This window comes from Poriferisphaera sp. WC338, from assembly GCF_050931845.1.
In the GTDB taxonomy this organism is placed as follows: domain Bacteria; phylum Planctomycetota; class Phycisphaerae; order Phycisphaerales; family Phycisphaeraceae; genus Poriferisphaera.
In genome coordinates this window covers 1,297,775-1,324,654 of record NZ_CP194516.1, presented here as the reverse complement: position 1 = coordinate 1,324,654, position 26,880 = coordinate 1,297,775, and the positions used below count along the sequence as shown (strand labels likewise).

At 51.5% G+C, this 26,880-nt stretch carries 25 protein-coding genes and 1 pseudogene; 11 read left to right on the top strand and 15 right to left on the bottom strand.

The genetic code is table 11. From position 1 onward, the window contains the following. Nucleotides 1-137: 137 nt before the first annotated feature. The 4 genes and pseudogenes from ACQ6WK_RS05315 to ACQ6WK_RS05300 all read left to right on the top strand — a co-directional run bounded on the left by ACQ6WK_RS05315 (nucleotide 138) and on the right by ACQ6WK_RS05300 (nucleotide 5,260). On the top strand, nucleotides 138-1,190 hold the full coding sequence (locus ACQ6WK_RS05315; protein WP_432799708.1) for a transaldolase family protein: 1,053 nt from the start codon (nucleotides 138-140) through the stop codon (nucleotides 1,188-1,190). Nucleotides 1,191-1,527: 337 nt separating this feature from the next. Beyond that, on the top strand, nucleotides 1,528-2,643 hold the full coding sequence (locus ACQ6WK_RS05310; RefSeq protein WP_432799707.1) for a PQQ-binding-like beta-propeller repeat protein: 1,116 nt from the start codon (nucleotides 1,528-1,530) through the stop codon (nucleotides 2,641-2,643). A 138-nt stretch (nucleotides 2,644-2,781) separates the two neighbouring features. Next, nucleotides 2,782-3,369: pseudogene (purH, locus tag ACQ6WK_RS05305) on the top strand (bifunctional phosphoribosylaminoimidazolecarboxamide formyltransferase/IMP cyclohydrolase); the annotation flags it as partial. Between the two features lie 256 nt (nucleotides 3,370-3,625). Continuing rightward, nucleotides 3,626-5,260 carry a Na/Pi cotransporter family protein gene (locus ACQ6WK_RS05300; RefSeq protein WP_432799706.1) on the top strand — a complete coding sequence of 545 codons (1,635 nt, stop codon included), beginning with the start codon at nucleotides 3,626-3,628 and terminating at the stop codon, nucleotides 5,258-5,260. A 106-nt stretch (nucleotides 5,261-5,366) separates the two neighbouring features. Here ACQ6WK_RS05300 and pyrF read toward each other — a convergent pair whose 3' ends face one another. The 12 genes from pyrF to ACQ6WK_RS05240 form a co-directional block, all read right to left on the bottom strand. Continuing rightward, on the bottom strand, nucleotides 5,367-6,275 hold the full coding sequence (pyrF, locus tag ACQ6WK_RS05295) for an orotidine-5'-phosphate decarboxylase (protein WP_432799705.1): 909 nt from the start codon (nucleotides 6,273-6,275) through the stop codon (nucleotides 5,367-5,369). Nucleotides 6,276-6,383: 108 nt separating this feature from the next. Further along, a complete protein-coding gene (locus ACQ6WK_RS05290; protein ID WP_432799704.1) occupies nucleotides 6,384-7,469 on the bottom strand; it encodes a FecCD family ABC transporter permease in 1,086 nt (361 codons plus the stop codon). A 23-nt stretch (nucleotides 7,470-7,492) separates the two neighbouring features. After that, nucleotides 7,493-8,539, bottom strand: a complete 1,047-nt coding sequence (locus ACQ6WK_RS05285; protein WP_432799703.1) for an ABC transporter substrate-binding protein — start codon at nucleotides 8,537-8,539, stop codon at nucleotides 7,493-7,495. 242 nt (nucleotides 8,540-8,781) lie between these two features. Continuing rightward, entirely contained in the window at nucleotides 8,782-10,200 is a 1,419-nt protein-coding gene (locus ACQ6WK_RS05280) for a hypothetical protein (protein ID WP_432799702.1), read from the bottom strand. 185 nt (nucleotides 10,201-10,385) lie between these two features. After that, a complete protein-coding gene (gene rpiB, locus ACQ6WK_RS05275; protein WP_432799701.1) occupies nucleotides 10,386-10,874 on the bottom strand; it encodes a ribose 5-phosphate isomerase B in 489 nt (162 codons plus the stop codon). After that, nucleotides 10,871-11,344 (bottom strand): low molecular weight protein arginine phosphatase, encoded by a 474-nt coding sequence (locus ACQ6WK_RS05270; RefSeq protein WP_432799700.1) that lies wholly within the window; start codon nucleotides 11,342-11,344, stop codon nucleotides 10,871-10,873. Before ACQ6WK_RS05270 ends, rpiB begins: the two co-directional genes overlap by 4 nt. Nucleotides 11,345-11,463: 119 nt before the next feature. After that, on the bottom strand, nucleotides 11,464-11,928 hold the full coding sequence (locus ACQ6WK_RS05265; RefSeq protein WP_432799699.1) for a hypothetical protein: 465 nt from the start codon (nucleotides 11,926-11,928) through the stop codon (nucleotides 11,464-11,466). 93 nt (nucleotides 11,929-12,021) lie between these two features. After that, nucleotides 12,022-12,945, bottom strand: a complete 924-nt coding sequence (gene argF / locus ACQ6WK_RS05260) for an ornithine carbamoyltransferase (protein WP_432799698.1) — start codon at nucleotides 12,943-12,945, stop codon at nucleotides 12,022-12,024. A gap of 123 nt (nucleotides 12,946-13,068) precedes the next feature. Further along, complete coding sequence (argB, locus tag ACQ6WK_RS05255; RefSeq protein ID WP_432799697.1) at nucleotides 13,069-13,956, bottom strand: acetylglutamate kinase; 888 nt, start codon at nucleotides 13,954-13,956, stop codon at nucleotides 13,069-13,071. A 258-nt stretch (nucleotides 13,957-14,214) separates the two neighbouring features. Next, a complete protein-coding gene (locus ACQ6WK_RS05250) occupies nucleotides 14,215-14,682 on the bottom strand; it encodes an ATP-binding protein (protein ID WP_432799696.1) in 468 nt (155 codons plus the stop codon). Between the two features lie 39 nt (nucleotides 14,683-14,721). Next, nucleotides 14,722-15,081, bottom strand: a complete 360-nt coding sequence (locus tag ACQ6WK_RS05245; RefSeq protein ID WP_432799695.1) for an STAS domain-containing protein — start codon at nucleotides 15,079-15,081, stop codon at nucleotides 14,722-14,724. Between the two features lie 324 nt (nucleotides 15,082-15,405). Further along, complete coding sequence (locus ACQ6WK_RS05240; protein WP_432799694.1) at nucleotides 15,406-16,194, bottom strand: glycosyltransferase family 2 protein; 789 nt, start codon at nucleotides 16,192-16,194, stop codon at nucleotides 15,406-15,408. 196 nt (nucleotides 16,195-16,390) lie between these two features. Here ACQ6WK_RS05240 and ACQ6WK_RS05235 point away from each other — a divergent pair, with 196 nt between their 5' ends. The 6 genes from ACQ6WK_RS05235 to ACQ6WK_RS05210 all read left to right on the top strand — a co-directional run bounded on the left by ACQ6WK_RS05235 (nucleotide 16,391) and on the right by ACQ6WK_RS05210 (nucleotide 24,037). Beyond that, nucleotides 16,391-17,407, top strand: a complete 1,017-nt coding sequence (locus ACQ6WK_RS05235) for a LysM peptidoglycan-binding domain-containing protein (RefSeq protein ID WP_432799693.1) — start codon at nucleotides 16,391-16,393, stop codon at nucleotides 17,405-17,407. A 671-nt stretch (nucleotides 17,408-18,078) separates the two neighbouring features. Next, complete coding sequence (locus ACQ6WK_RS05230) at nucleotides 18,079-19,047, top strand: serine O-acetyltransferase (RefSeq protein ID WP_432799692.1); 969 nt, start codon at nucleotides 18,079-18,081, stop codon at nucleotides 19,045-19,047. Nucleotides 19,048-19,114: 67 nt separating this feature from the next. Continuing rightward, the gene (locus tag ACQ6WK_RS05225; RefSeq protein WP_432799691.1) at nucleotides 19,115-19,801 is read left to right on the top strand and encodes an LON peptidase substrate-binding domain-containing protein; all 687 of its coding nucleotides are present in this window, start codon (nucleotides 19,115-19,117) and stop codon (nucleotides 19,799-19,801) included. Nucleotides 19,802-19,883: 82 nt separating this feature from the next. Continuing rightward, complete coding sequence (locus tag ACQ6WK_RS05220; RefSeq protein WP_432799690.1) at nucleotides 19,884-20,819, top strand: NAD-dependent epimerase/dehydratase family protein; 936 nt, start codon at nucleotides 19,884-19,886, stop codon at nucleotides 20,817-20,819. Between the two features lie 87 nt (nucleotides 20,820-20,906). Continuing rightward, a complete protein-coding gene (locus ACQ6WK_RS05215) occupies nucleotides 20,907-23,231 on the top strand; it encodes an ATP-dependent helicase (RefSeq protein ID WP_432799689.1) in 2,325 nt (774 codons plus the stop codon). Nucleotides 23,232-23,338: 107 nt separating this feature from the next. Further along, the gene (locus tag ACQ6WK_RS05210; RefSeq protein ID WP_432799688.1) at nucleotides 23,339-24,037 is read left to right on the top strand and encodes a phosphoribosylanthranilate isomerase; all 699 of its coding nucleotides are present in this window, start codon (nucleotides 23,339-23,341) and stop codon (nucleotides 24,035-24,037) included. A gap of 32 nt (nucleotides 24,038-24,069) precedes the next feature. On the opposite strand, the gene ACQ6WK_RS05205 is transcribed toward ACQ6WK_RS05210, so the two are convergent. Both ACQ6WK_RS05205 and ACQ6WK_RS05200 read right to left on the bottom strand, forming a co-directional pair. Further along, nucleotides 24,070-24,510, bottom strand: coding sequence for a DUF3568 family protein (locus tag ACQ6WK_RS05205; protein WP_432799687.1), 441 nt, complete (start codon nucleotides 24,508-24,510; stop codon nucleotides 24,070-24,072). A 152-nt stretch (nucleotides 24,511-24,662) separates the two neighbouring features. Continuing rightward, a complete protein-coding gene (locus ACQ6WK_RS05200) occupies nucleotides 24,663-25,076 on the bottom strand; it encodes a DUF3568 family protein (RefSeq protein WP_432799686.1) in 414 nt (137 codons plus the stop codon). A gap of 170 nt (nucleotides 25,077-25,246) precedes the next feature. Between ACQ6WK_RS05200 and trpS the strand changes: the two genes are divergently transcribed. Further along, nucleotides 25,247-26,215 carry a tryptophan--tRNA ligase gene (gene trpS, locus ACQ6WK_RS05195; protein ID WP_432799685.1) on the top strand — a complete coding sequence of 323 codons (969 nt, stop codon included), beginning with the start codon at nucleotides 25,247-25,249 and terminating at the stop codon, nucleotides 26,213-26,215. Nucleotides 26,216-26,306: 91 nt separating this feature from the next. On the opposite strand, the gene fliS is transcribed toward trpS, so the two are convergent. Further along, on the bottom strand, nucleotides 26,307-26,810 hold the full coding sequence (fliS, locus tag ACQ6WK_RS05190; RefSeq protein ID WP_432799684.1) for a flagellar export chaperone FliS: 504 nt from the start codon (nucleotides 26,808-26,810) through the stop codon (nucleotides 26,307-26,309). Nucleotides 26,811-26,880: the final 70 nt, after the last annotated feature.

Sequence of the window (26,880 nt, the reverse complement as noted above, 5' to 3'; positions counted from 1 at the left end):
AAAAGAAAGCCATAGATGACGGTTCGAAGCCGCGCTACCATGTGGGTGGTCATGGGCTGCACGTTTTATGACGACGATACACATGTCTTGCCTCGGGCAGACACCCGCCTGTAAACACGAAATTGAAAGGGCTCACCATGAGTTCACCCCTCCGTTCATTAGTCGATTGCGGCACTAAACTCTGGCTGGATTCAATCGACCCCGACCTTGTCAAACTGAATCTCCATCTTGGCGCAACCGGCGCAACCAGCAATCCGATCATCATCTCCGGCCTCATTAACACCGGCCGATTTGATGACAAAATGCAAGACCTTTTCGCACAAGGCCACGACGATGCGTCTGTCGCTTGGCTAATGACCGATCACATGGTTAAAGAAGCACAATGCGCCTTCTATCCCGTTTGGGAAAAGACCCGCGGCAACGACGGCTACGTCAGCTTTGAACTCGACCCGCTACTCGAAGACATTGAGCTTGGACCAAATCATGAAGAACGAGTGAAGCAATACATCACGCTCGGCAAGAAGTGGGCCGAAGGCCATGAGAACCGCATGATCAAAGTTCCTGCCACACCTGCAGGTTTAGACGCACTCGAAGAACTCGCCGCAGCAGGTATCACATTGAACGTCACACTGATCTTCAGTGAACGTCAATACGAAATCGCAAGAGAAAACGTCTGGCGTGGTCGACAACGCTATGGCAAACTCGAATCCTTCAAGAGTGTCTACTCTATCTTTGTTTCACGTGTAGATGTGTATACAGAACAGCATCTGCCGGAACTGATTGATGACGCACAAGGACAAGTCGGCATCGTCAATGCCAAACGTCTCTGGCAAAGCAATCAACAGTGGTGGAAAGATAAGGGCGTGACCCACGATCAGGAAATCATCTTTGCATCAACTGGCACAAAGAAGCCGGAGGACCCAGCAGACAAATACGTCGAGGCTCTCGCTGGCAGTGACATCCAAACTAACCCGCCTGCCACCAACGCAGCTGTTGAAAAACTTGGCAAAACCTACACACGCAAGGTCGATCACATGCCCTCAGCAGAAGTGTTGGCTGACATTGATGCCAAGGTCGACGTGAAGCTCATGGAAGACACACTGATGGAAGAAGGCACCGCCAAGTTTGCTGATCCATTCAAAAAGCTACTGGCAAGCATCGCAGACAAACGCAAAAAGCTGGCTGCCTAGGTCCCAGCTTCGCTCGCCCCCAGACATGATTTCCGGGCATTCTTAACAGCAATCATGCTCGCTTGGGAGCTTTCACCTCCGCAAATCATACTTGCAACGTAACCTACATAAACCCGCCGGCTATGGCGGGTTTTTACATGCCATCAACCATCCCAGCGTAGCCCGCCCGCGATTTCGCCCATTTACGACCCACGTGACAAGGGGTCAGATGCGTCATTTTCAGTGAATATGGGCAAACAACTTGACCTAGACGCTTGTAAACTCGATACTTGGAGCCATAAAGGGCCGTCCTGGTCCTATGAAAATGGCCTCCAAATCATTGACGGAGTGAAGACGCATGAAATCACTGTTGTTCCGGTCACTTGTCATCTTGAGTCTCGTGGGTCTGACTGCGTGCAGTTCAACCACGAAACAAGCATCCACGCCCATAAGCAAATCCTCTGCTCGCCAAGACCGTCTGCTCATCGCTGATGTCGAAGCCGTTCAGATCGGGTACGCCACTCAGTGGGTCCGTGACCTGAATGTGATCCCGGGTGCAGAGATCACCTCTGCTGTTGTTCTCGGTGACAAACTGATCACCATCGAAGCACCAACCAATCTAGTCACTGCCACCTCTATGAAAGATGGCAGTGTTATCTGGAATCGTAAGATCAAAGACGTTGTGCTGTTCCAGCCCGCACTCTGGAAGAACACGCTTCTAGTGAACTCTGAAACACGTCTCTATAAACTCGATGCCAACACCGGTGCGATCCGCGACATCGTCGACCTCCAAACAATTGCCACCACCGGCCCACTCGTCGTCGATGAGTACGCCATCTTCTGTGATGCTACCGGTGTCGTCTTTGCGCTCGACCTCAAAGCCAACTTCGTCAACTGGGCATACAAGCTCACCGAAGGTATCAGCGCTCAACCGGTTCAAACTGGATTCAGCATCGTCGCTGTCGACAACAAAGGTGTCTATGCCAAAATCTCTGGCCGCTCCGGTACCGTCATTTGGCGTAACCATACCTACGGCGCCAACAACTCCACACCTGGCGTGGATCGGCTCAGCATCTATATCGCTTCTATGGATCAAACCCTCTACTGTCTCGACCTGCTCACAGGTGAAGACAAATGGAAGCTTCCATTCGGCGTATCGCTCACTGCTTCTCCTAAGCCCATCGGACTCACCGTGTACCAACCTGTCGAAGGTAAAGGTCTCTACGCTATCGATTCAATCTCAGGTAAGGTCAAGTGGACACTCGCGGAAAGAGCACTACCTCTCTGCGGTGACGACGACCAAATCTTGATTGCCTCGGCCAACAAGCTCAAGCTCATCGACGTCAAGAGCGGCTTGGTCAACCAGGAAGCTGACACTGCGACCCTACGTATGGCCATCCCAGTCGATAACGGCAGCAGTGTTATGCTGATCTCCCCACGCGGACAGATCATCAAGATCAACAAACGCTCCTGAATCCAATCCCAACCCTTTCAGACAATCTGCCACATCAATGTGCAAAGCAGTCTTGCGCTCTGTGCAAAGTTATTCGTGTCGCCATACAATGTGGAACCGCACCATGCGGGATGACCACAAAACGATAGAGAAACAACGATGACAAAAGCGCTAAAAATCAAAACCGCACTGTTGAGTGTCAGCGACAAAACTGACTTGGTTGCCTTCGCTAAACGCCTCGCACGCCACGATGTAAAAATCGTCTCCACGGGTGGAACCGCTCGAGCACTTATCGAGGCCGGCCTTGAGGTTACGCCTATCAGTGAACTCACAGGCTTCCCAGAGATGATGGACGGCCGCGTCAAAACACTCCACCCCAAAGTTCACGGCGGGCTCCTCGCATTGCGCGATAATGACGAACACGTCGCTGCGTTGGAAAAGCATCAGATCACACCCATTGATCTGGTCTGCGTGAACCTTTACCCGTTTGAATCAACTATTGCTGCAGAAGGGGTAACCGATGCCGAAGCCATCGAGCAGATCGACATCGGCGGCCCATGCATGATCCGTAGCTCCGCCAAAAATCATAAATTCGTCACCTGTGTCACCGATCCCAAGCACTATGATCGTGTCTGCAACGACATGGATGAAAACGATGGCAGCACCACACTTGCATTACGTCAAGAACTCGCCGCTGCAGCCTTTGCAAGAACTTCAACCTATGACAATGCGATCACCACTTGGATGCAACAGCGATGGAACAACAGCCTGTAACACCACCCAACATGATTTGTTATTGATCTATTCAAGGCCTTGCAACCGATCATCTTTAGAGGAATGTTAACCCCACACGTTGGGGTTTTTTCATGGATTCACGCAATGAGCTTTCCACAATTCCTCTGTATGTTGTTGTTTTATTTTGACATATGAATCCCAATCCCTAAGCTGGCATGATTCTAGATAGCTAACTTTACTAACAATTCTCATTGGATCTTAACGGTATATGCTAACGCTACTCACCATCGCAGGCGGCGTTGCCCTGATCTTGTTTGGGGTCCGGTTTCTGCGCAAAGGACTCGATCGGCTCTTCGGGCCCAAGCTCGGACACTGGATGCAAAGCGTCGGCGACTCACGTATCAAGTCATTCTTTATGGGCCTTGGTGTATCCGTCGTCGCACCATCAAGCACCACGATGTCCATCCTTGCAGTGCAAAGCGTGCAGGCCGGTCACATGACTGCCCGACAGATGCTTGCGGTCATGCTCGGCGCAGATGTTGGGCTTACCGTCATGGTTCTGCTCATCGCATTGCGACTTGAACAATACGCCGCCGTCCTTATTCTCATCGGCGTCATCCTGTTCCAGTTCACTAAACGCAACAACACCCGTGGTATGGGACAATTGCTACTCAGCCTCGGCTTCATTTTCATGGGCATTGGCACCATCTCAGAAACTGCCCGAACCATCACACCCACACAAGATCTGATTGATCTGATTGCTATAGCCGCCAACTACCCCGTCGGTATCGCTTTACTCACCGCCATCATTACCGTGCTGCTTCAATCCAGCACTGCAGCCATCGCGCTACTCATCGGCCTCTCCGGCATGACCGGCGACCAAGGCCAACAACTCATCACACTCAGCACCGCTATCGCTGTTGTTGTCGGCGCAAATGTTGGCATCGCGATCAGCACCACCCTTGTTGGCTGGTCACAAATTGAATCGCGTCGCCTTGGTATCGGTAACCTATTGGCCAAATGTGCTATCGCAGTATTGTTCGTAAGCCTGCTGCCTTATGCCACTGATCTTGTTTCTAAGATCCCGGCCACCTTTGATAAGCGCATTGCGTTCACGCACTCCGGTTTCAACATCGTAATGGCAATCATCTTTCTGCCATTCATCAGTCTAGGCTACAAGGTTGTGCAATGGCTGATTCCTGAGCCGGAAGTCCGAGCAGGCGAAGCGTTTGGCCCGCGGTACATCAATCCGAAACTGATTGATGAATCCGGCTTGGCGATAGGTCAATCCTTACGGGAAATTTTACGGGTATCAGAAATGGTTCGCCGCATGCTGGATCAATTCTGGGTGGCCTTAAAGAAACGCAACGCAGAACAAGCCCGTCTGGTGCAAGAACAAGACGACAAGGTTGATTACCTGGATGCAGAAATCAAGAAATACCTCGCCAAGGTTTCTAATGCAGATAACAACGATGCCACCGCAAATGAGATCATCCGACAGCTCGATTACCTCAACGAACTTGAAACCATCGGTGACATCATCGACAAAAACCTCGCCGAACTCGCCATTAAACGCAGCCGCGAGCAGATCGATTTTTCCAACGAAGGTTGGACAGAGCTCAATGATTTTTATCAAAAAGTCTCAGAGAATGTGCTGATTGCGGAAACTGCCTTCGCCACCAGCGACAAGGTTCTCGCTCAGCGACTCCTTCGACACAAAGAACGCCTCCGTGAACTCGAACGTGAGATGCGTGACCGCCATTTTGCCCGCCTTCAATCCGGCAGCCCAATCTCGCATGAATCCAGTGCGGTTCATCTGGACCTGCTGACTCACCTTAAAAGTATCAACTCTTGCGTGACACACGTTGCCTATGCGATCATAAAACATGAAGTCGTTACATAAACGATAAGCAGCCCTGTCTGTGCTGCTCCGCCCTATACGTGATATGTAAAACAAAACCTTTCACCAAGATGTGGAAGGTTTTTGTTTCTTGTAGTCTGATCATTGGTCAGGCAATAATCTGTTTAATCTGATCCCGCAGATCTTTGGCCGCATCTGCAATCGCCTGCTTCCAATCAACACCATCTTTGCCTGAATACGCATAGATAACTGATCGCGAGGCGGTAATGATCGCACCAGTGCCATCTGCTTTGAATAGCGGCATCACGTCATCGGCTGTACCACCCTGCGCGCCAAAGCCGGGTACGAGGAATATCTGCTGTGGCATGCGCGCCCGCAATGCCGCCCCATCTTTGGATTTCGTCGCGCCTACCACTGCACCAAGCAACGAGTCGCCGCATTGGCCAACAAAATTCGGCTCAGATGCACCGAAGTCCGCGATCAGGTCCGCAACCATTTCCGAAACCGTACGCCCATCGGCAAGTTTCTGTGTTTGTAGAGCATCACCACCTGGATTGGACGTGCGAACCAAAGCAAAGAGCCCCTTGCCCTGCTCTGCGGCAACCTTGGCAAATGGTTCGATGCCATCAATACCGAGGTATGGATTGACGGTCAATGCGTCCGCGCCATCAGGCGCGCCGAGTAAGCCAGCGGCATAGTGAGCGGATGATGTGCCAATGTCGCCACGTTTACCGTCAGCCAGTACGAGTATACCGAGCGATTTCGCTGCTTGAACAACACGGTGATAGCAGGTGAAGCCCGGCCCATGGTATCGCTCAAAACAAGCAAGCTGCGGCTTTACGATCGGGCAATACGGCGCGACTGCTTCAAGAACCCCCATGCAGTAAGCTTCGAACACATCGGCAGCTTGTTGATCGTCGGCAGGAATAGATTGGCCCAAAATCAGTTCATCAGGCATACGATCAAATACAGGATCCAGCCCAACACAGACAGGAGCGCCCTTAATGGCAATAGCTTGATAAAAACGGTCGGCAAAATGATTTTGTGAATCGGTCATGTTCGTATCAATAATTTCAGTGTGGCATGTTGATCTCTCGCCACAAGTTATGGCAAGTTTACAAAGGCATACATCGTTGCCTACGATGCGATTCTAGTAGGTGAGACGTTATGCGTCACTTTTGCCGAGTTGTGGGCGGAGAATCCAAAGGAAAACAGGGCCACCAAGAATGGCTGTAAAAATACCGATAGGTAGCAGACCGATTCGCCAGTGGAAAAGTTCCAAAGAGAGGTGGCTGATCAAGGCACTGAGGGTATCTGCACCAACAACAAGTGTCGCGCCAGCCATCGCGGAGCCTGTGATGAGCCATTTGTGGGACGGACCAATCAGGGTACGGATGATGTGTGGGCAAATGAGGCCAACGAACGCAATCGGGCCCGCGAGCGCAACAGCACCGGCGGCAAGGCAGGAGGCGACGAGAAAGAGGATCATGCGGAGACGATGCACGGAGACGCCAAGGCTGATCGCTTCGGTGTCAGACAATGTGGCGATATCCATGGAGCGTGCTGAGAGATTGAGTGCACAGAGGCCAAGGAGGGTAAGTCCACCCATCGCGTAAACGAGTTCGATAGAGATACCTTCGTTGATGTAGCCCATCATCCAGCGAGCAATATCTTCGCGCAGTCCACCGGGGCCGAGGATGTAGTGGACGAGCATGATCAAGGCACCGTTGATCGTGGAGAGAACCACGCCAGTAAGTAGGAGACCGAGGGGATCAATCATGCCACGGCGACGACCTGCGAGGAAGACAATGAACATGCTGATAGCGGCACCGATGAGTGCGCCGAAGCTGTCGCCGAATTTGTTGGAGATGATGATGATCCCAGTGGCATAAGTGAAGAGAGCTTGGATCATCATACCAAGGCCCGCGCCGGTGGAGAGGCCGAGGATATAGGGCTCAGCAAGTGGATTACGCAAAAGCGCTTGCAGGGCAACACCAGAGGTTGCCAGTGCAATACCAACGATTACACCGATGGCGAGGCGAGTAACACGGAGTTTAAAAATAGTGCCGGCAGATTGACCGGTGGGAAAGCCAACTGAAGAGGAGCCGACGTAAAGACGAGCAATAAAAACTCCGAGCGCGAGAAGGAAAAGGACAGAAAGAATGATCTTGATGCGCATTTCACCAGATGCTGCAGATTCATCGGCAACAAGAGGCGGGGTGGTTGGTGTTTTTTGTGTAGTACTACTCACAATGAAGAGGCATCGCTTTGTGGTTATGGATTGAAGGTAGATTGCTCCGCGGAAACAGCGGGCAACAGTGGCTCGGCCACGATCGCACGAAGGCTAGCTTTAAGTCCGGGATGGAGGGTTTCAGCAAAAACGGCCGCAGTATGTGCCATACTTGAGCCGGGAATGAGAATGAGAGGATCAGAGATGATGTGAATGCGCCCATTTTGTGCAGCAGGTATGGGCAAGCTCCGGAGTGCGGCGGTACGCGTATCGTCTGGCTGAAGTGGCTGAGCATTGGGAAGCAGGAGGAGGATCGTATCGGGTGCGATGTCAATCAGTGCTTCACGGTCAAAAGTGGGCGCAGAAATCGCGGAGTCGGCAGCAGCGTTATGCCCACCAGCGATTTCAAGGAGTTGGTTATTAACAGTATCGCGCCCGGAAGCCATGACAGGTTCACGTAGGCCAAAAAGCATGAGTACGCTTTGACTGGGTTGATCTTTGGTGAGCTGCTGGATGGCGAGGAGCTGTTGCTGGAGTTTACCGCGTAGCTGTTTGGCAAGCTCTGGCTTACCGAGCGCTTGCCCAACACCGGGGGTGTTGCTGCCGGTGAACATGCCCGTTTGAGAGGATTGCGATTCCGCCAGTGTGCCGAGCTGATCATTGTGCAGAATCTGCAGCGCGTCATCCAAGGTACTGGGATAAGGGTGATAAGCATAAAGATTAAAGTGCCCCTGCTCAGCAAGCTCCACAAGATTTTCCGGCGCACCATCCTTGCCCGTGAGGATAAAGACATGGGTCGGCGCGAGAGAGAGGACTTTTTCGGTATCGACGTTAAAGAATGTCCCAACGATAGGCAGATCAGATGGACGGGCTACGTCGTGCTCAGCCACGCCGACAAGATTTTGAGTAAAACCGAGATCGCGCACCATCTGCGTAAGTGTAGGTGCGAAAGTGACAATACGGATGGAATTCGGATTGTCACTGGTTACAGATGTGTTTGCAGGAGAGTTGCCACTATCACAGCCTATAAGTAGTAAGCTCACCACAAACATCAACAAGATTAGAAGTAAAAGTACAGGGTGTCGGTTCATGCGGATCAACTTCATGGGATAAAAGGAACAGGATTGATGCAGAACAAGGCACAGCCTTCTTGGCAGGCCCTACGATCGCATCCATCCCTTTTCCCGAGGGAGAAGCGGCACCCGACCTGATCCCCAGCCGGACAAGTGTGCGTCACCATTTTATCAGGTCTTGGCAACTCCTGCCCCCTGATCCCCCAGAAGCTATGTCCACCGCTTCAAAGACCAGCAACACGACTTAAACACAACTCAGCTTAGGAGGCACCAGATGCTTGCGACGATGGACCGTCGGAAGCATCTGTGTCGTAGTTGTCAGCCAAGTCGGGCTGGTCCATCGAACGATCCATTGGATTGTCGCCAGGCTCAAGGTGGACCTGATCAATCTCAGTCCCATCAGCAGATTCACGCAACAGTAAATAAACCCATGTCTGAGCACAAAAATAAAAGCTAAACGCAAAAGCCGGAATGATTGCGATCAACAGCTTGACCCAAGCAGTCACAATGGTCGTCATAATCGTAATGCCGGCAGGCTGATCAACCTCGGTCGAAACCGCGCCGGTGTAGAACGGAAGTTGTCCAAGCTTGGGATCGGGCAGAATCGCGTTCATCGTGTTCATGTCACTGCCGTTGGGACCCATGCTATCTGTAAACACCCACCAACCGGTGAAATTTTTGGTGGCCCACAGCGTGAGAAAAATGATGAATGCAATGAATAGATAGGTGATCGCGCCATAGAAAAGGGAAAATGCCGTGTAGAACAAATATTGCCACGGGCGAGTCAAAACGTAGTTGTAGGTGCGGCTGATAGTATCGAGCGGATCGGAGGCATCAGTCGAAATAGCAGGAAACATAATATTCGATGCGCCAGCTAGTCCAATCAAAAGTAGCGCGATGATGAAGCCGCCAAAGATCAACAGCCCAAAGATGAGGGCAGAGACAAAGCCTGTGATGGCAAAATTAAAGAGCAAACCCACAGCAGCAAGCAGCAACCCGATGACAAGGGTCAATACCAGCGGGATCGCAGGCGCACCAAAGTAAGCCAGAAAATGATCTCGGATATATCGAAGCGCGTAAAAGCATGATGGCCGCAGATCACGCGTCGCATGTAACGAGGCTAAGCGTGAGATAGAACCGCCAAAAATAATGGTCAAAATGAAGGTCCATGCAAGGAAGATCGCAAGAAAAGTTGGGTGCGTTGCAAGAAGCCAACCGGGGATTCCAATGATCATCACATAAAGTGCGGGAACCACACCACCCGCGTTCATATCGCTTGGTTGATCGTAAAGGCTGTTAAACCCAAACTTCAAAGAAGCTGCTGAGTAAATCAGGTGTTTGAAAGATTGCAGTTCAAGATCGAGCGTTGATTGAAAAATCGGCTTTTTGTCTGCTGCTTTTGTTGCGCCAAGATAGGTTTCAGGTTCACTGAGGAATTTTTGATATCGTTCCGGTGACTGCGTGATATAGCGATTAAACTCACGATGATAAACTTGTGGCCCCCACACTTCATCTAACGCTAAGCCAGAAAGATACGTCAACACCACCATCAGCATCGCGAGCAACATCTTGGACGGATGGATTGCCATACGAAAACTGCGAACGATTTTGAGAAAAGGGAAAAGCGATTGCCAATCCAATGATTCAACGCGAACTCGGTACGAGTTGTCCTGCAACATGCGGAAGCTCCCTGATGCGATAGCGGCGCAATTAGCACCCAATCTGAAGACGGTCCTTCGCTCCAGTGTGCATCATGATAGAGGAGCAGCCCCATCAGGCCAAGAGGGAACACACCACAACAGCGGGTATGCCGAGAAACCCGCATAACACACCATAATTCACGTAACCAATAAAGATCGATATTTCATTCGGCTGCCGAAGTATCGATCAACGCATCGGTAGCACTTTCAAAAGTACCCTGTTCAATGGCTGCAATCTTGTCAACCCGCCGAGCGTGGCGGCCACCCTCGAACTCGGTTTCTAGCCAGATCTGCACGATGCGTTCCATCACACGAGCACCCAATAAATCTGCCGGCAAACAAAGCACGTTCGCATCATTGTGACGCCGACTCATCTCCGCACCAATCTCATCATGTACGAGTGCAGCACGCACACTGTCTACTTTGTTCGCTGCGATCGACATACCAATCCCCGAACCACAAATCAAAATACCGCGGTCAGCTTGCCCACTGGAAACCGCTTGCGCTACTGGATAGGCCATGTCAGGATAATCACACATCCGCCCACCACATGATCCCACTTCGAGTACCTTGCAACCTGTGTGCTGCAATTCGAGTGTCAGTTTGGAAAGCATGTCCGCCCCACGGTGGTCGCTGCCCACTGCAATGATCATTTTATAAGCTCCTTCAGGCGACTGTCTAAACCTCGGCGAATCATCTCGGCTGTTCGCAAATAAGCTGAAAGACCCATTCCAATCGGATCGTCGACATCCCCTTGATCATCCAACCGTAATACTTTGCTGGCCGCATCAGGCTGAATTTCCAACACCGCACGTCGATGCGACTCTGTCATACAATAAATCATCGTGGCATCGTCAATCAACTGTTTTGTGATCGCCGTTGAGAAATGCGAAGCGATATCAATACCTTGCTTGTCCATCGCTTCGACCGCTTCTGGTGAGACCGGCATCCCATCCATCGCAAACGTACCTGCAGAATGCACATGGTAGTTATGCTTTTCCAAGTCACTTGGACCAACGCCTAGATCGCTCGCAATGATCTGCTTGGCCAAACCCTCTGCCATCGGTGATCGGCAAGTGTTACCACTGCAAACCAGAAGAATATCGGTAGGATTATCGCTCAATTTACCTTGGCTTTCTTAGAGGCAATTGCCCGTTTACGTGGATAAGACTGGTCCTATTTTACTGCATCGCTAAGGGCTTGGGGAGAAAATCAAACCGCTCGCTCCGCTATATTCACATATTAATCTTCGTGCGGCTCAACCTGTGTAGCCACCGCCCGCATGTAACCGTCAAGATATTGATCCGAAAACAGATCCAGCCCCTTCACGGTCAATTCATGATTCGAGCCCCAGATACAAGCTCGCAAGTCCGTGAACTCGGGATCAACCTGAATAAGCACCCGTGGTTCTGGCGTCGGTTCCTGATCCTCATCCGGCAACGACTGGGCAAAATACCCAGACAACGCATTCACACCCGGACCGCCGATACTCACCACCGGCCGCTCCTGCAAATCTTGATTATTGAGAAACCAAATATCACTGCACACGATCGGCACAATCTTCACATTCATCACGTCATCATGTTTAGTGAGCCACTCTTCAATCTGTGTTTGCAATTTATATGCAAGTGGGCGGTCCGCGCTCTCGGCCCGCAAGTGGGAGCCGGTCACAATCAGAAGCGTGTACTTATCGTTTTTTGCGTGCAAATCTATTCCTAGAGAAACTGCGTTCACATAGCAGTATACCCTGTCCCGTAGCCGCAGGTGCTTGGAAAAGGGTCAACCGTTAGTTCTACCGGATTATTTCCCACCCATCAGGACAGCCAGAACACCCTTTTGGGCATGCAATCGATTATGAGCCTCGGGAAACACGCGGCTACGCGGCCCGTCCATCACACTGTCAGTAATCTCAACCCCACGGTACGCCGGCAAGCAGTGCAACACAATTGCATGATCTGGCGCGTGGCTAAGCAGATCATCATTGATCTGGAAGCCAGCAAAATCGTTGATGCGTTTGGCTTTCTCTTCTTCCTGTCCCATCGAAACCCAAGTGTCGGTGTAGATCGCATCAGCATTTTTCACTACCTCTAATGGATCGTGAGACTGAACAAAATTGAAAGCGGAATGATGGGTTTTTATTTTTTCGACGTCTTCTGCTGGCAATTCATAGCCTGCTGGCGCAGCGATACTGAAGTTGATGCCAAGCTTCGCGCAGATCCAAGCAAGTGAGTACGCCACATTGTTCCCATCACCAACATAAGCCAACGTCCGACCGGTCAAATCGCGACCAAACTCATCCATCATCGTCATCACATCAGCGAGCGCTTGGCACGGATGTGCATCATCACTCAGCATGTTGATGATTGGAGCCGACGCATGATCTGCCATCTCAATAAGTTTGTCGTGTTCAAACACACGAGCCGCAATACCCTGCACCATCCCGCACAATACGCGCGTCACATCTGCCACCGACTCACGTTTACCAAGACCTACCTCAGATCCCGACAGTACAATTGCATGCCCGCCAAGCTCGTTCATTGCTTGCTCAAAACTGACACGTGTCCGCAATGACGGCTTTTCAAACAACATCGCCAACGTCTGATTCTTCAAAATCGGATCATTACCCTGCCCGGTCGCGCGCTGATTACGCAACTGAAAACCTACTTCAAGAATGTGATCAATCTGCTCAATTGTAAAATCTGCAATGGCGATACAGTGCTTCATGCGAACACCTCGTTACGTGCTTTGCGTCAGTGCGTTTTTTTTGTTCTCACTCACTTCAAAATTCAAAGAGCAAAATGAATAGCAACGGGTGCGTTACCCGTCGTACTGCAATTTTGCTCCGGGCTATAAAACGATTTCTGTGCCAATGCCGGTGTCGGTGTAAACCTCCAGCAAGGCCGCATGCTTGATGCGCCCATCAATGATGTGCGCCTTACGCACACCTCCGGCCAGCGCGATAAAGCTCGACTCTACCTTAGGCAACATCCCTTGGGTAATAATTCCGGTGTCGACCAGCTTTTCGATCTCTGTTTTGGTCAAGTGACGTGCCAGATCATCTTCCGCATCAGAGGTACGGATACCGTGCGTATCGGAAATCAGAATCAATTTTTCAGCGTGAACGGCCGCAGCAACATGTCCCGCCACTGAATCGGCATTCACGTTCAATTTTCCACCCGCTTTGTCACGTGCAATCGGCGCAATCACCGGAATCACATCCGCCTGCGTCAACGCGTTAAGCAATTCGTTATTGATCCCCTCAACTTCGCCGACAAAACCGATATCAATCTTGCGACCATCCTCCCCATCAAGGAACAACCGCTTCGCAAACACTGCACAAGACGACAACGAATGCAACCCCATCGGATCGAGATTGCGATCACGGATCATGTTCTGAATTTCAATATTGATATCTTGCGTCAAAACGTGCTCAGCAATAGCCAAGGTACGTTCATCGGTGTAGCGACGCCCTTGAACAAACTGCGCCTCAAGCCCCGCCTGCTGCATCGCTGCGGTAATCCCTTTGCCACCACCATGAACGATGATGGGTCGCATACCAACTGATGCCATAAAGCAAACATCGTTAATGACGGCACGTAAATCCTCTGGCTGGTCCATAATTGACCCGCCAACCTTCACCACAATGGTCTTGCCAGCGAACTGGTGAATATATTCCTGCGCTTCGACCAGTGCCGCCGCTTTGGTAATCGCTTCTTGACTCACGGCCTCTGTCATGAGGACCTCCAACTTTCACCGAGCTCGGCTTCAAAACCGTGAAAACACGCGATTTGCAGAGCCGGACCCTCTCTAGGGGGAAACGGGAAATTATACCGAGATCTAGCCCATTCAACAATCTGATCGAGGCCGACTCAGTCTCCCTATCTTCCCCGCCATACCTCATACCGCGCGCAAAAAATAAGCCCCATATATTGGGACATCAAAGACAAACACGATTGAGCGGAAACTTTCGAACAGCCACCCGGTAGAAGTAAATCAGTCTCGTTTGGGGAGGGCACAGTCTTTGAGCTTAACCAGTTTCAGACAATTACCCTTGTCGTTGTAACTAACTTCGGACATATACGCCTGGATCAGCATCACGCCGCGCCCACTCGGACAGGTCAGATTATCATCCGTGGTCGGATCAGGGATTTCATCCGGGACAAACCCTTCACCTTCGTCACATACATTCACCGCCACCTTCACATCATCAATGCAATAGATGATCGTAACTTTTTTAGATTCGTCGAGTTTGTTGCCGTGCCTGATCGCATTCGTCACCGCTTCATCCAGCGCAAGCTGAATCGCAAAGATCGCTTCTTTGGTATAGCCCTTCTCACGCGCCTCCCCGAGGATCGCATCTTGAACTTTTGCGACCTCGTTAAGCCGAGAGGGAATCACCATGGTTTTAGATGATGAATCACCCATGCATTGCTGACCAGAAACGGATAAAGTCGATTTCATGATAGCCTTGCCCATTGCAGGCAAAGAATCTCACTTCCATTACTTGAAGCTAGCCATCGCAGATTCTTCTGTGTCGTGAATCTGGAACAGCTTGTTCAACTTGGTAATGACGAAGACCTCATAAATCTGAGGATCAATGTTCGAGAGACGTAACTGCCCGCCAAGTTTTTTGACTTTCTTATCAATGGTGATCAGCGTCCCCAAGGCCGCAGACGAAAGATGCTCAACATTGGCAAAGTTCAACATCAGTCGCGGGTTGGTTGACTGATCAATCAGCTCAGAGATCTCATCTCCGATGTGCTGGATGTTGGCCTCTTCAAGGATATTACGATCGAGGAACTCGATCTTGGTGATTCCGTCGTTTTCATTGACTACCAGACGGGATTCCTTTGCGGTCATCTGCCCTGTCTCCATGCCACGCTGTGCTTAAGAATAAATTTACGTAAGCCGTTAATCTATCGCTTGTTAATACAATTGTCAAGCTAGGCAAGCCGGGTAAACACGGCCACGCAGCCTGATTATAACGCAGTATCCCTTCCCTATCGTCCCTTTCGGTTATTCCGACATGCCGCTCTCCCAAAGAGCACTAATTGCCAACATTTTTCAACCGACTTATGCAGAACGCCCCTCAAAATCCCGTCAAGCTTCCCAGTCATGACTGTTTAACAGATCAGCCAGACCCCAATCTTACTCCACCATAACCCCAACAGCTGAAAAACCGTCTCAACCGCCCTTCAGGGCATCTTGATGCTCGATCGCCCACAACGCAGCATATTTCAGTTGCACGCTCAACGCCGCCTTCTGAGCGATCATCAGCCCAAACGTTCCATCCAAAAAACCGCGTTTCAGCACGTAATACTTAAAAAATGCCACCCACGGCCGCAGCACCAGATGCGTCACGTTCGCCCGCTTGCCACGGTCATACATCTGCTGTGCCACCATCATCAAGCGTTCATCATGCCGCCGACCACTAAAATAGTCCTCAAAATCAGCCGCACTCACCCGCTTGTGCTCCAGCCAACCGCTCAGCCGCATCGTACGGCTCGGATCATTTGGTACCCGTGCATCATGCAGCGCCTCCTTCGGCCAGCTCACCCGATCTCGATGGATCAATCGCGATTGCCAATCCGGTGACCACGCCCGCACATACCGGCCCATCACCCAGTTATGCCGCGGCATGTAAACCAGATCCAACCCAGCAAGCTGCTCATCGGTGAAACGCTGTATCTCCTTCGCTAGCTCCGGCGACACCTCTTCATCCGAATCAACAATCAACACCCAATCATTCTTCATCAGCGGCATGGCAAAGATTTTCTGCTCCGCATACCCCAACCATTCCTGATGCACAATCCGCGCACCGTACCCCTCCGCAATCTTGACCGTATCATCAGTCGACCCCGAGTCGATCACCACAATTTCGTCAGCCCAGTCCTTGACCGAGGCACAAGTCGCACCGATCGTGTCGGCAGCATTCATACTACAGATACAGATAGAGATTTGAGGCATGGCCATAGTTTACGGCCAATCCACCAATCATTCATCCAGCAAGCCCTTGTACCCATCCATGAAACACCTTACCGACTCATATTGCTGGAACTTCCCATGGACGAAAACGTCAAAATAGAGAAGATACATCACGATATCGCCTAGCTGAATCTAGCTGCCCGTGATACACTATGTCCCATAACCACTGCATGGAGGCGTTGGCATGAAGCTTTCCTATAAAGTTGCCCTCATTTTAACTTTCTGTTTTGTCGTCGGCATCATCACTTACTACACCCGTGACGACGAGCAACCCCAAGCCAAAAACATGGACCTGCCTGACCTGAAACAGGCAGACAAACCTGTTGCATCCACCCCCAAGACACTTTCCGCCACGAGTAAAACACCACGAACTACTGCAAATACCACACGGTCTTACTCGAGCCCACGCAATTCGACATCATCCAGCTCAACTGCACTCAAAGACAAGATGAATGCGCTACGCTCAATGCAGAAAGCTCAAGCTCCAACGACCGCGAACAACAAGCCTACGACAACCTCGCGCAACACTCGCCCCACCCTTTCTTCTTCACCCATCACCAAAACAACAACCACGCCTGTAGCACGCACCACACTCGCAACGCCCAAGCCACTGTCTACTCCAACCACAGCACGCAACACCATGACGCTTGGCACCAAAGCCTCACCGACCGCACTCCCTAATGGCACCCGCGCCAGCGCCCTCCCGACTCAAAACACATTCAAATCCTCCAATACCAAACCCGTCACAACAAGCCGATCCCTCATCACCAATCTCACCCGCCCCAAAACAACCAAACCCGCAACCAGCACTTCAAAAAGCTATACCGTCAAATCCGGCGACAGCCTCTATAAGATCTCCAAAAAAGTCTTCGGCGACGTTCAGTACTGGGACGAAATAGCACAAGCTAATCCAAATCTTGATCCTGCCCGCATCCACCCCGGGGACACCATCAACCTCCCCGATATCGCACGTCTTCAAGCAGAACGTTCTCGTGCACGCAAAGCCGCATCATCCAAGAGCAGCAACAAGACCGCAGCTACCAACTCACACAAAGTACAGTCTGGCGAAACGCTCTCCAGCATCTCCGAAAAATTCTATGGCACCCCCAACCGTTGGCGCGACATCTACAATGCCAACCGTAAAAAGATGAAAGACCCTGACGCTATTCAACCTGGCATGGTCATCAGCGTCCCTAAATAATTCATCTAACTCGCGATTAGATACTCCAACCGATCAGCCATACTGATCGGTTTTTTCATGCATCACACACCCCAAAAACATATCAAGACAAAGATCAATCTTTCCTCCCAAGGTCAAGTCTTACCGCGTCAATTGTGGAATAATTTTGTTTAAGAACATCGTTAAATCCCGCAAGCTTTAACACATCACAAACAGTCACGAATGAACCGCCACAACCTTGTGGTTTTAAAGAGTTGATGTTGGAGCATGAGATAGCCGAAGGTATAATAAGGCAACAATCGAAATGCCCGAAGGGGTAAGCATGAACGCTCTCGCGTATTTGCTCGAACCTTTAGAACCCCAAGGGAGCTGGCAACTGGACACGATGGTCAAGCCTCCTACGAGTGGAAGGCCGGGATGATCTGGCGACGCACCCACGTTAAATTGGGGTTCGAGCAAATCCTTGAGGTTCTTACTTCCTTCGAGATAAAAACCGGCCTGCTCACGTGGGCCGTGTTTTTTTATGTTCTCACTCCGCTATAAACAGCAAGCAGTACACATCATGCTTCTATTGAAATAATCTGCCCCCCTCCGCATTTAGTCTCACAGCACCACACCATCAATACAAACAGTTTCTATTCTCCCGCACGTGAGATAGGAAATTCTTGATAGTCCGTGCTAAGATAACACGCATGGTAGATAAGATGGATGATACAAAAACAAGCCCCAACGCCTTCCTCAGCAGTCTTGCCGACCAGTTGATCAGTTGCTATCAACAAGATGCCTGCATGCAGCATCTTAACGCAACCTTCCTCCCCAATCGCGCCAAAACCATCGAAGTCATCGAGTTACTCCGTCGCATTATTTTCCCCGGTTTCTTCGACGAGCAGCGTATCACCACTGATAATGTCAATACACATGTCAATGGTCTGCTACAACAGACCCATACGCTACTGCACGATCAAATCCATCAATCACTCCGCTACCAGCTTAACGAAAAACAAGGCGGCCTCGGTGATGACTGCGATCAATGCGAATCGCAAGCCTGTGAAAAAACCGCCGCGTTTATGAAGCTTCTTCCTAATGTTCGACGAATGCTCTCCCTCGACGTGCAGGCCACGTTCGATGGCGATCCCGCATCTGTCTCAACTGACGAGAATATTTTTTGCTATCCCGGCATCGACGCTATCTTCACTTATCGCATTGCACACGAACTCTACAAACTCAAGGTACCGCTACTCCCACGCATCATGACCGAATACGCCCATAACGAAACTGGCATTGAGATTCATCCCGGTGCCATCATCGGTGAACGCTTCTGCATCGACCATGGCACCGGCATTGTCATCGGCGAAACGTGCAACATCGGCAACAACGTCAAGATCTATCAGGGTGTCACCCTCGGTGCTCTTTCTACCAAAGGCGGTCAAGATTGGCGTGGCATGAAACGCCACCCCAACATCGAAGACGACGTCACCATCTATCCCAACGCCACCATCCTCGGCGGCAGCACCACAATCGGTAAAGGCGCTACCATCGGCGGTTCCGTCTTCATCACTGCCTCTATCCCCGCAGGGCATCGCGTTACCTCCGGCAATGTCAGCCTCAACATTACGCCACCTAAAACCCGTAAGAAAAAACGTGACGAATCTGCCGAGTGACCCAAATCACTCCTATCATTTCATGTCACACGAAACATGATGAATCACACAACGATCGAGGCATCCCATGCCTGAAAACATGATCGATTTTGAGCAACCAATCCCTTTGTTCCCACTCGCCAACTGCGTGTTGCTGCCGCATGCCACCGTACCTTTACACGTATTCGAACCGCGCTACCGTGAACTGACAAAGGATGTGCTTGATGGTGATCGTTTAATCGCAATGGCCGTTTTTGAAGGCCGTACCTGGCGTGAAGATTACGAGGGCACACCACCACTTCGAGATCATGTATGTATTGGCTACGTAGTACGCCACGAGAAGCTGCATGATGGTCGTTACCAACTCTATCTACAAGGACTTTGTCGCGCAGCCATTGAAGAAGAAATCCCAAACACACCTTATCGTCTCGCCATCCTCAAACCTACCGAAAACAGCAATACCCTTGAGATCGATTTACAGGAACAGAGATCGCATCTCATGACTCTCCTTAACGATAAACAACTCGACGATCTCACCAGCGCGTTAGCCATCCGCAACTGGCTCAGCGGTGAAATCCCCACTGCTACACTCATTGACCAAGCGACACTCATCCTCTGTAGCAACGCCGAGGATCGCTACAAAATGCTCGCAGAATCCGATGTCACCACCCGTGGTAAGTGGCTCGAACGTTATCTCCGTCTCACCAAGACTACCCTCCAAACCGCTGAGCGGCTCGGTACGCCTCGCGATAATGATGGCGTCTGCATGAACTAATACTCTATATAGCCACTACAACATTTTTCAATCACCACACGCACACAACCACTCAACAAACCAATCTACTACAATCTCCCTCATGGACGAATCTGACATCACCCACAACCCTCGCGCTACCCTCATCATCGGATGTGGCTATCTCGGCAAACAGCTTGCCCGTCAACTCCTTACCTGCAACCCTGACCAGCCGATCTTCGCCGCCGTTCGCTCACAAATATCTGCTCGCAGTCTTGTTCCACTCGGGCTCCGTCCCTTACTGCTTGACGTCACACAACCCCTCACCCTTGCTGCCGCCCGCGCTGTCCTCGAACCCTACCAACTCGATATTTATTACATGATTCCGCCGGGCCGAAAAAACGCCCATCCCGGCCCCAAACAAACCGTCATCGGCGGCATCATTAACACACTCAATCTCCTCCGTGAACTCGACATCCGTAAAGCCATCCTCATCTCTTCCTCTGCCGTATACGGGCAATCTGAAAATGAGATCGTCTCTGCGGACACCCCTCCCGAACCCAATAATGAAAAAGCTAAGCTTCTACTCGAAGGCGAACAACTCTGGCTCAATCACGACTATAACTACTACGTCCTCCGACTCGCCGGCCTCTTCGGCCCCAAACGCGTCGTCGGCCTCTCCGCCATCAGCTCCGGTGCCCCCGTTGTCGGCAACCCCAACGCAATGCTCAACCTGATCCATGTTGAAGATGCAGCTTCACTCCTCATCGCCATCATACAATCACAAACCGCCGGCCATATCGAACTTGGTATCGGGCCACCTCCACTCACCCGCCATAACTACTACAACATGCTTGCTGAGATGATTAACGTCCCCGCGCCCAAGCTGCTCAATGATGAAGCTGCCGCTAAGCAGTTCGACCTAAACCTTGGCCGCCTCCAACGCACCAGTTCCAAACAACTCGACAACACCATCACCCGTGAACGCACCGGCTGGTCCCCCGTTCATATCGACCTCCGCACGTCCATTCACAACATCCTCAGCCAATCTCGCAAATAAAATCCCATCATCTTTTCACCCTAAAAAACACGTGACATTTTCCCCACAATAAGCTTGCCCCCGCCCCTTGTGATACACTTATACGTTATGTTTAATGACGCATTTGATGCCCCCATCCAGGACGATCCGCAACCGACCTCCCCCGCGCCAAAGCAGCGAGATTTGCTCGCCGGACTGACCGAGCCGCAACGTGAAGCCGTCACCACCACCGAAGGCGCATTGCTCGTCCTCGCAGGCCCCGGCTCCGGAAAAACTCGCGTCATCACCAGCCGCATTGCCTATCTCATCCTCGAATGTGGCATCCCGCCGTGGAACGTCCTCGCCATCACCTTCACCAACAAAGCCGCCGGCGAAATGCGCGAACGCGTCAGCCAAGTTATCTCAGAACGCCAAGCCAACGCCGCCACGATCAGCACCTTCCATTCACTCTGCGCCCGCATCATCCGCATCTACGCAGACCGCCTTGAGCTACCTCCATCCTACTCTATCTACGATACCTCCGATCAGCAGCGCGCCGTCAAGCAAGCCCTTGAACGCCTTGAAATCAACACCAAAAACTTCCCCCCCACCAGCGTGCTCAGCACTATCAGCAACGCCAAGAACAATCTGCAGGACGCCGCTGCCTATACCGCGCTCGCTGGCGATTTCTACAGCAAACAGATCGCCAAGATCTACAAAAAATACGAGCAGATTCTCACGCAAAATAATGCGCTGGACTTCGACGATCTTCTCTTGAAAACCGTCCATCTTTTTCAGAAGCACCCGATCGTACTTGCTGAACTTCAAGAGCGTTATCAGTACATCATGATCGACGAGTATCAGGACACCAACCACGCTCAGTTCATGATCGCCAACGCGCTGGCTGCTCGTCACAAAAACATCTGTGCCACTGGCGACCCCGACCAATCAATCTATGGCTGGCGCGGCGCCAACATCCAAAATATCCTCGACTTTGAATCTCACTATCCCAACGCCAAAACCGTCCGCCTCGAACAAAACTACCGCTCTACCAAAACCATCCTCGAAGCCGCCGACATACTCATACAGAACAATCAAGCCCGTAAGCACAAATCACTCTGGACCGACAACGAACAAGGTGCCGACATCCAAGTTGTCACCACCCGCAACGAGCGCAAAGAAGCCCGCTACATCGTCGAACAATTTGAAAAACACAATCGTGATCACAAAGTTCCTTGGGGCGAAATGGCTGTGTTTTATCGCATGAACAGCCTCTCCCGCGTCATCGAAGATGCGCTCCGCGATGCCGGCATCCCATATCAGATCGCACGCGGCACCGCCTTCTATGACCGTAAAGAAATTAAGGACGCTGTCGCCTATCTCCGCACCATCGTCAACCCCACTGACGAGATCAATCTTCTCCGCATCATCAACACACCCGCCCGCGGCATCAGCGACAAAACCGTCAAGTCCGCACAAGCCGCCGCCCTTGCCACCGAACAATCCCTCCCCGACATCCTCGCCACCCCCGACCAAATCCCCGGCCTCAACACCCGCGCCATCAACAGTGTCAACAAATTCATGACCACTCTCCACGAATGGCGCAAACTCGCTGGCTTCAATACCGACGGCCTGCTCACACAAACCCCCATGTCACTCCCTGACTTCGTCGAGCTCGTGCTCCGCGAGTCCGACCTTGAAGACTTCTATCGAAACGACAAATCCGACCCCGATCATGAACGCCTGGCCAACCTCGGCGAACTCGTCTCCAGCGCCCAGCAATTCGAAGAAGAATACATCGGTGAAGTCCAAAACGACGACCGCGACACCGACCAAACCTCACTCACCGAACTCCTGCTCGGCTTCCTCGAACGGGTCGCACTCGTCAGCGATGTCGATGCGATCGAATCCGACCAAGGCGCTGTCACACTCATGACCCTCCATGCCGCCAAGGGACTCGAATTCCGCGTCGTCTCCATCATCGGCGTCGAAGACGGCATCCTCCCACACGATCGCGCTCAAAACGACAACGACGAAATGGAAGAGGAACGCCGCCTCTGCTTCGTCGGCATCACCCGCGCCATGAAAGAACTTTATCTTTCCCACGCCCGCTACCGCACCATCTTCGGCCAAACCCTCCCCACCATTCCCAGCCGCTTCCTCCGCGAACTCCCCGAACACATCCTCTCTGAAACCGATCAATCCGATGAATTCGATCCTGATTCACCAAGCTCAACCCTCGAACGACGCATTCCCGCTGGATCCATCGCCGCAGAATTTCCCCCCGGGACATTTGTTCGCCACCCCAAATTCGGCCTCGGGCGCATCCAAGACGTCACCCCCATGGGTGCCCACACCCGTGCCCGAGTCGCCTTCAACACCGTCGGCGTCAAACCCCTCATCCTCGAATATGCCAAACTTGAAACTGTCGACCCCGACGAACTACACTTTTAGTACTCACTTACAATGGGGTTCTTTTTTATTGCGGCACAGCCCGATTCACACAATAATCAACCATAGATAAACGTTCATACTTAAACGCACCGGCCATAAGGACCAACATGCCACGAACGCGCATCAAAATCTGCGGCATCAAAGACCACGACACAGCGCGTATCGCCGCGCTTGCTGGTGCCGATGCCATTGGCCTTGTTTTCGTCGAAAAATCGCCACGCTTCATCGATATCCCCACCGCTCGCCGCATCGTCCGCTCGCTACCCTCCTTTGTCGAACCCGTCGGACTCTTTGTCGATGAAGAACCCGCACACATCCGCCGTGTAGCCGGACAAGTCGGTCTGCATACCGTCCAACTCCACGGCCACGAAACCCTCCAACACCTCGCCGCACTCGATGACTTCAATATCATCAAGGCACTCTCATTCCACAAAGATCAGATCGACACCAGCCTTGAATCATGGATCGACCTCCCCCATCACCTTAAAAGCTTCCTCTGGGATGCCGCTCCATCCGCCACCAATCAAGGACTACTCGGCGGCACAGGCAATCAAATCAACTGGCACGACTTTGCCGAACTACAACAAAGCGGCAAGCTTGATCTACACCCACCGTCCTTCCTAGCAGGCGGTCTCACGCCCACCAATGTTGGACAAGCCATAGCAATTGCACACCCCTATGGCGTTGACGTTTCCAGCGGCGTCGAATCATCACGTGGCATCAAAGATCATGATCTAATTCAACAATTCTGTGCCGCTGTCCACGAAGCCGACACTCGCCCACTAACAGGGGATGCCGCAGGCTAAAGTGTGAGTTCACCTAAAAACATAGCGTTAAATCAACCCTTTTCTTTCGCTTCTGGACTACCCAAACGTGATTGAATTTTGTCAAAGATGTCTCGACTAATTGTTTCATCACCAAAGAAACCCACACGCACCGTCACTTTGCTGATGTTGTCGCCTTCCGGCTCGATCGAGATCGTCACCTTCTTATCTGCTGCTGTCCGCGCTACAACTTCTCCGCCCGCCGCGTCAGCATGATCACTCACCAAAGTAAACTTCATCTCTTCGACTGCTTCTTTCGCAGCTGCTGCAACCTTGATCGGATCACCATTGACATGACCGCGCAGCGCGCCTTCATAATACGCCACACCAACCCCTGTCCCCGCAGCAGCTGCACCTGCTAAGATCACCGCACCACAACCACTCATCACTAACAATATCATTGCCAGCAACATCGCTGTAGCTCGCTTAGTATATGCGTCTAATTTATTTGCCATCATACCATTCCTATTTTTAATAACCTTATTGGATATCCACGCTCGTACTAAAAAATGCCGGCCTGCAAGCAGGCCAGCACATTATACTCTAGCGCAAACATAATCTTACGTCATCCATCGCAATTCGTGTAAACAGATGAACAACCGCAATCTCAACCCGCGTTAGCTTCGCTCTCTTCAAGCCGCACTTTGATCTGATTGTAGATCGCCGTGCTCTGTGGCTCATTTCCGAAAACGCCCACACGAATGCTGAGATTGCTCATATCATCCGATTCTTTTTCCACGCGAATGCGGATTTCTTCGCCACCTGGAAGCTCACCATCAATTCGACCGTACTTCCAACTCGAAACTTCATCTTCAATTTTCGCATCCATATGCCGCAGCACATCGCCCGCCGCATCGGTCACCTGAGGCGGGTTCGCCGCGACATGCCCCTCATACTCTCCCATCGCATAAGCCATCCCCATGCTCGCCGCACCCGCAATCCCCGCCAAAGCCAGCGCAATACAACCACTACTACACAACGTCACACCCACAAGCACAACCACCATTGCATATCTTCGCATTTGCACCATTGTTTCGTCCCTGAAATGAGGTTTATCCGGAAAAAGCAACCACGGGGAGATGACATCTCCAAACCGACCATCGCTCTCATCGGTCAGCCCACCCTATTTTCATTGAACTTCTTTTTGCCGGTTCGCCAAAGACCCGCCACTCCGATTACAATACCCCGACTATGAAACGAGTATTATCAGGCATACAACCTTCTGGTCAGCTTCACATCGGCAACTATGCCGGAGCCATTCAACAGTTCGTCCGCATGCAGGATACGCATGAAATGTACGTCTTTATCGCGTCCTACCATGCACTGACCTCCATGCGCGACGCTGACGCACTCCGCGCCAACATTCGGCAAGTCGTTATTGACTACATTGCTTTCGGACTCAACCCCGAAAAAACAAACATCTACCTCCAACAAGATGTCCCCGCCGTTACCGAACTTGCTTGGCTGCTAAGCTGTGTCTGTCCCAAACACATGATGGATAAAGCCACCAGTTATAAGGACAAAGTTGCCAAGGGCATCCCGTCCTCGGTCGGTCTCTACACCTACCCCATCCTCCAAGCTGCCGATATCCTCGCCGTCGATCCCGACCTCGTTCCCGTCGGTGAAGATCAACGGCAACACATCGAGATCACCCGCGACCTTGCCTCAAAGTTCAATCACTATTATGGCGACATTTTCAAAATCCCCGACGCCATGATCCGCCGCGAAGCCGGCGTCGTCCCTGGTGTCGACGGACAAAAAATGAGCAAATCCTACGACAATACCATCGACCCCTTCATGGATGAAAAGCCCCTCCGCAAACGCATCATGAAAATCAAAACCGATTCGCTCGGCATCGACGACCCCAAAGACCCCGACACCTGTACCGTCTACCAGATCTTCCGCGCACTCGCTGGGCCTGACGCACCTGAAACCGCCGCGCTCTCAGACCGCTACAAAAACGGCGGCATGGGCTACGGCGAAGCCAAACAAACTCTCCACGAATACATCCTTGATCACTTTGCAGATGCCCGTAAAAAACGCATCGAACTCATGGACGATCAATCCTATGTCGACAGCGTCCTCAAAGCCGGCGCCGAAGCGGCCAACAAGATCATCACGAACGTCACCGACCGTGCCCGCACCGCCGCTGGCCTGTAACCCCGCAACATCCATCTCAGCCAAACATAAAAAAACCTCACATCCTTATGATGCGAAGTTTTCTTTTTCGCTTGTTTTAAGTGTCATCCGCTTACGCGCTCTGTGAATACGAGCTGATCGCGGTTTGCTGCGCTTTGGTCAGTTCGCCGTATCCCGCTGCAGGATTTGATGCCGGCTTCTCACCCGAGGTTCCATCCGACTCCGGCACACCTTGCAACCCGTGTACCTTCTTCATCAGCATCTGCCATGTCTCACGTTCATACTGGATCAGCTTGATCGCCTCATCAATCGCCTCAATCTCACGATTCATGTTCGCATCAACCAACCTGCGGTAGATATAGTTGTGCAGCGATGCCATTTTCTCCGTCACTTCCGGCTCAATCTGATGATTCAAGCTCGTCGATAGCTCCAACACGATCTTCTGCGCCCGAGACAGATTGTTATAACTGTCTTCATAATTGTTCGCAGCAATCGCTTGCTTCGCCTGATTACAAAACTTGATTGCCCCGTCATATAACATCAAACGCAGTTCCTCTGAACTAGCAGTCATGATCTTGGTGCGCAAATATGGATTTGGACCCGCTTGTTGATTCATCGATTGATCCAGCCTTCCTCTTTCTTAGGCTTCATTCACTTCAAGTTCATTCTTTATCGACCCGTCTCAT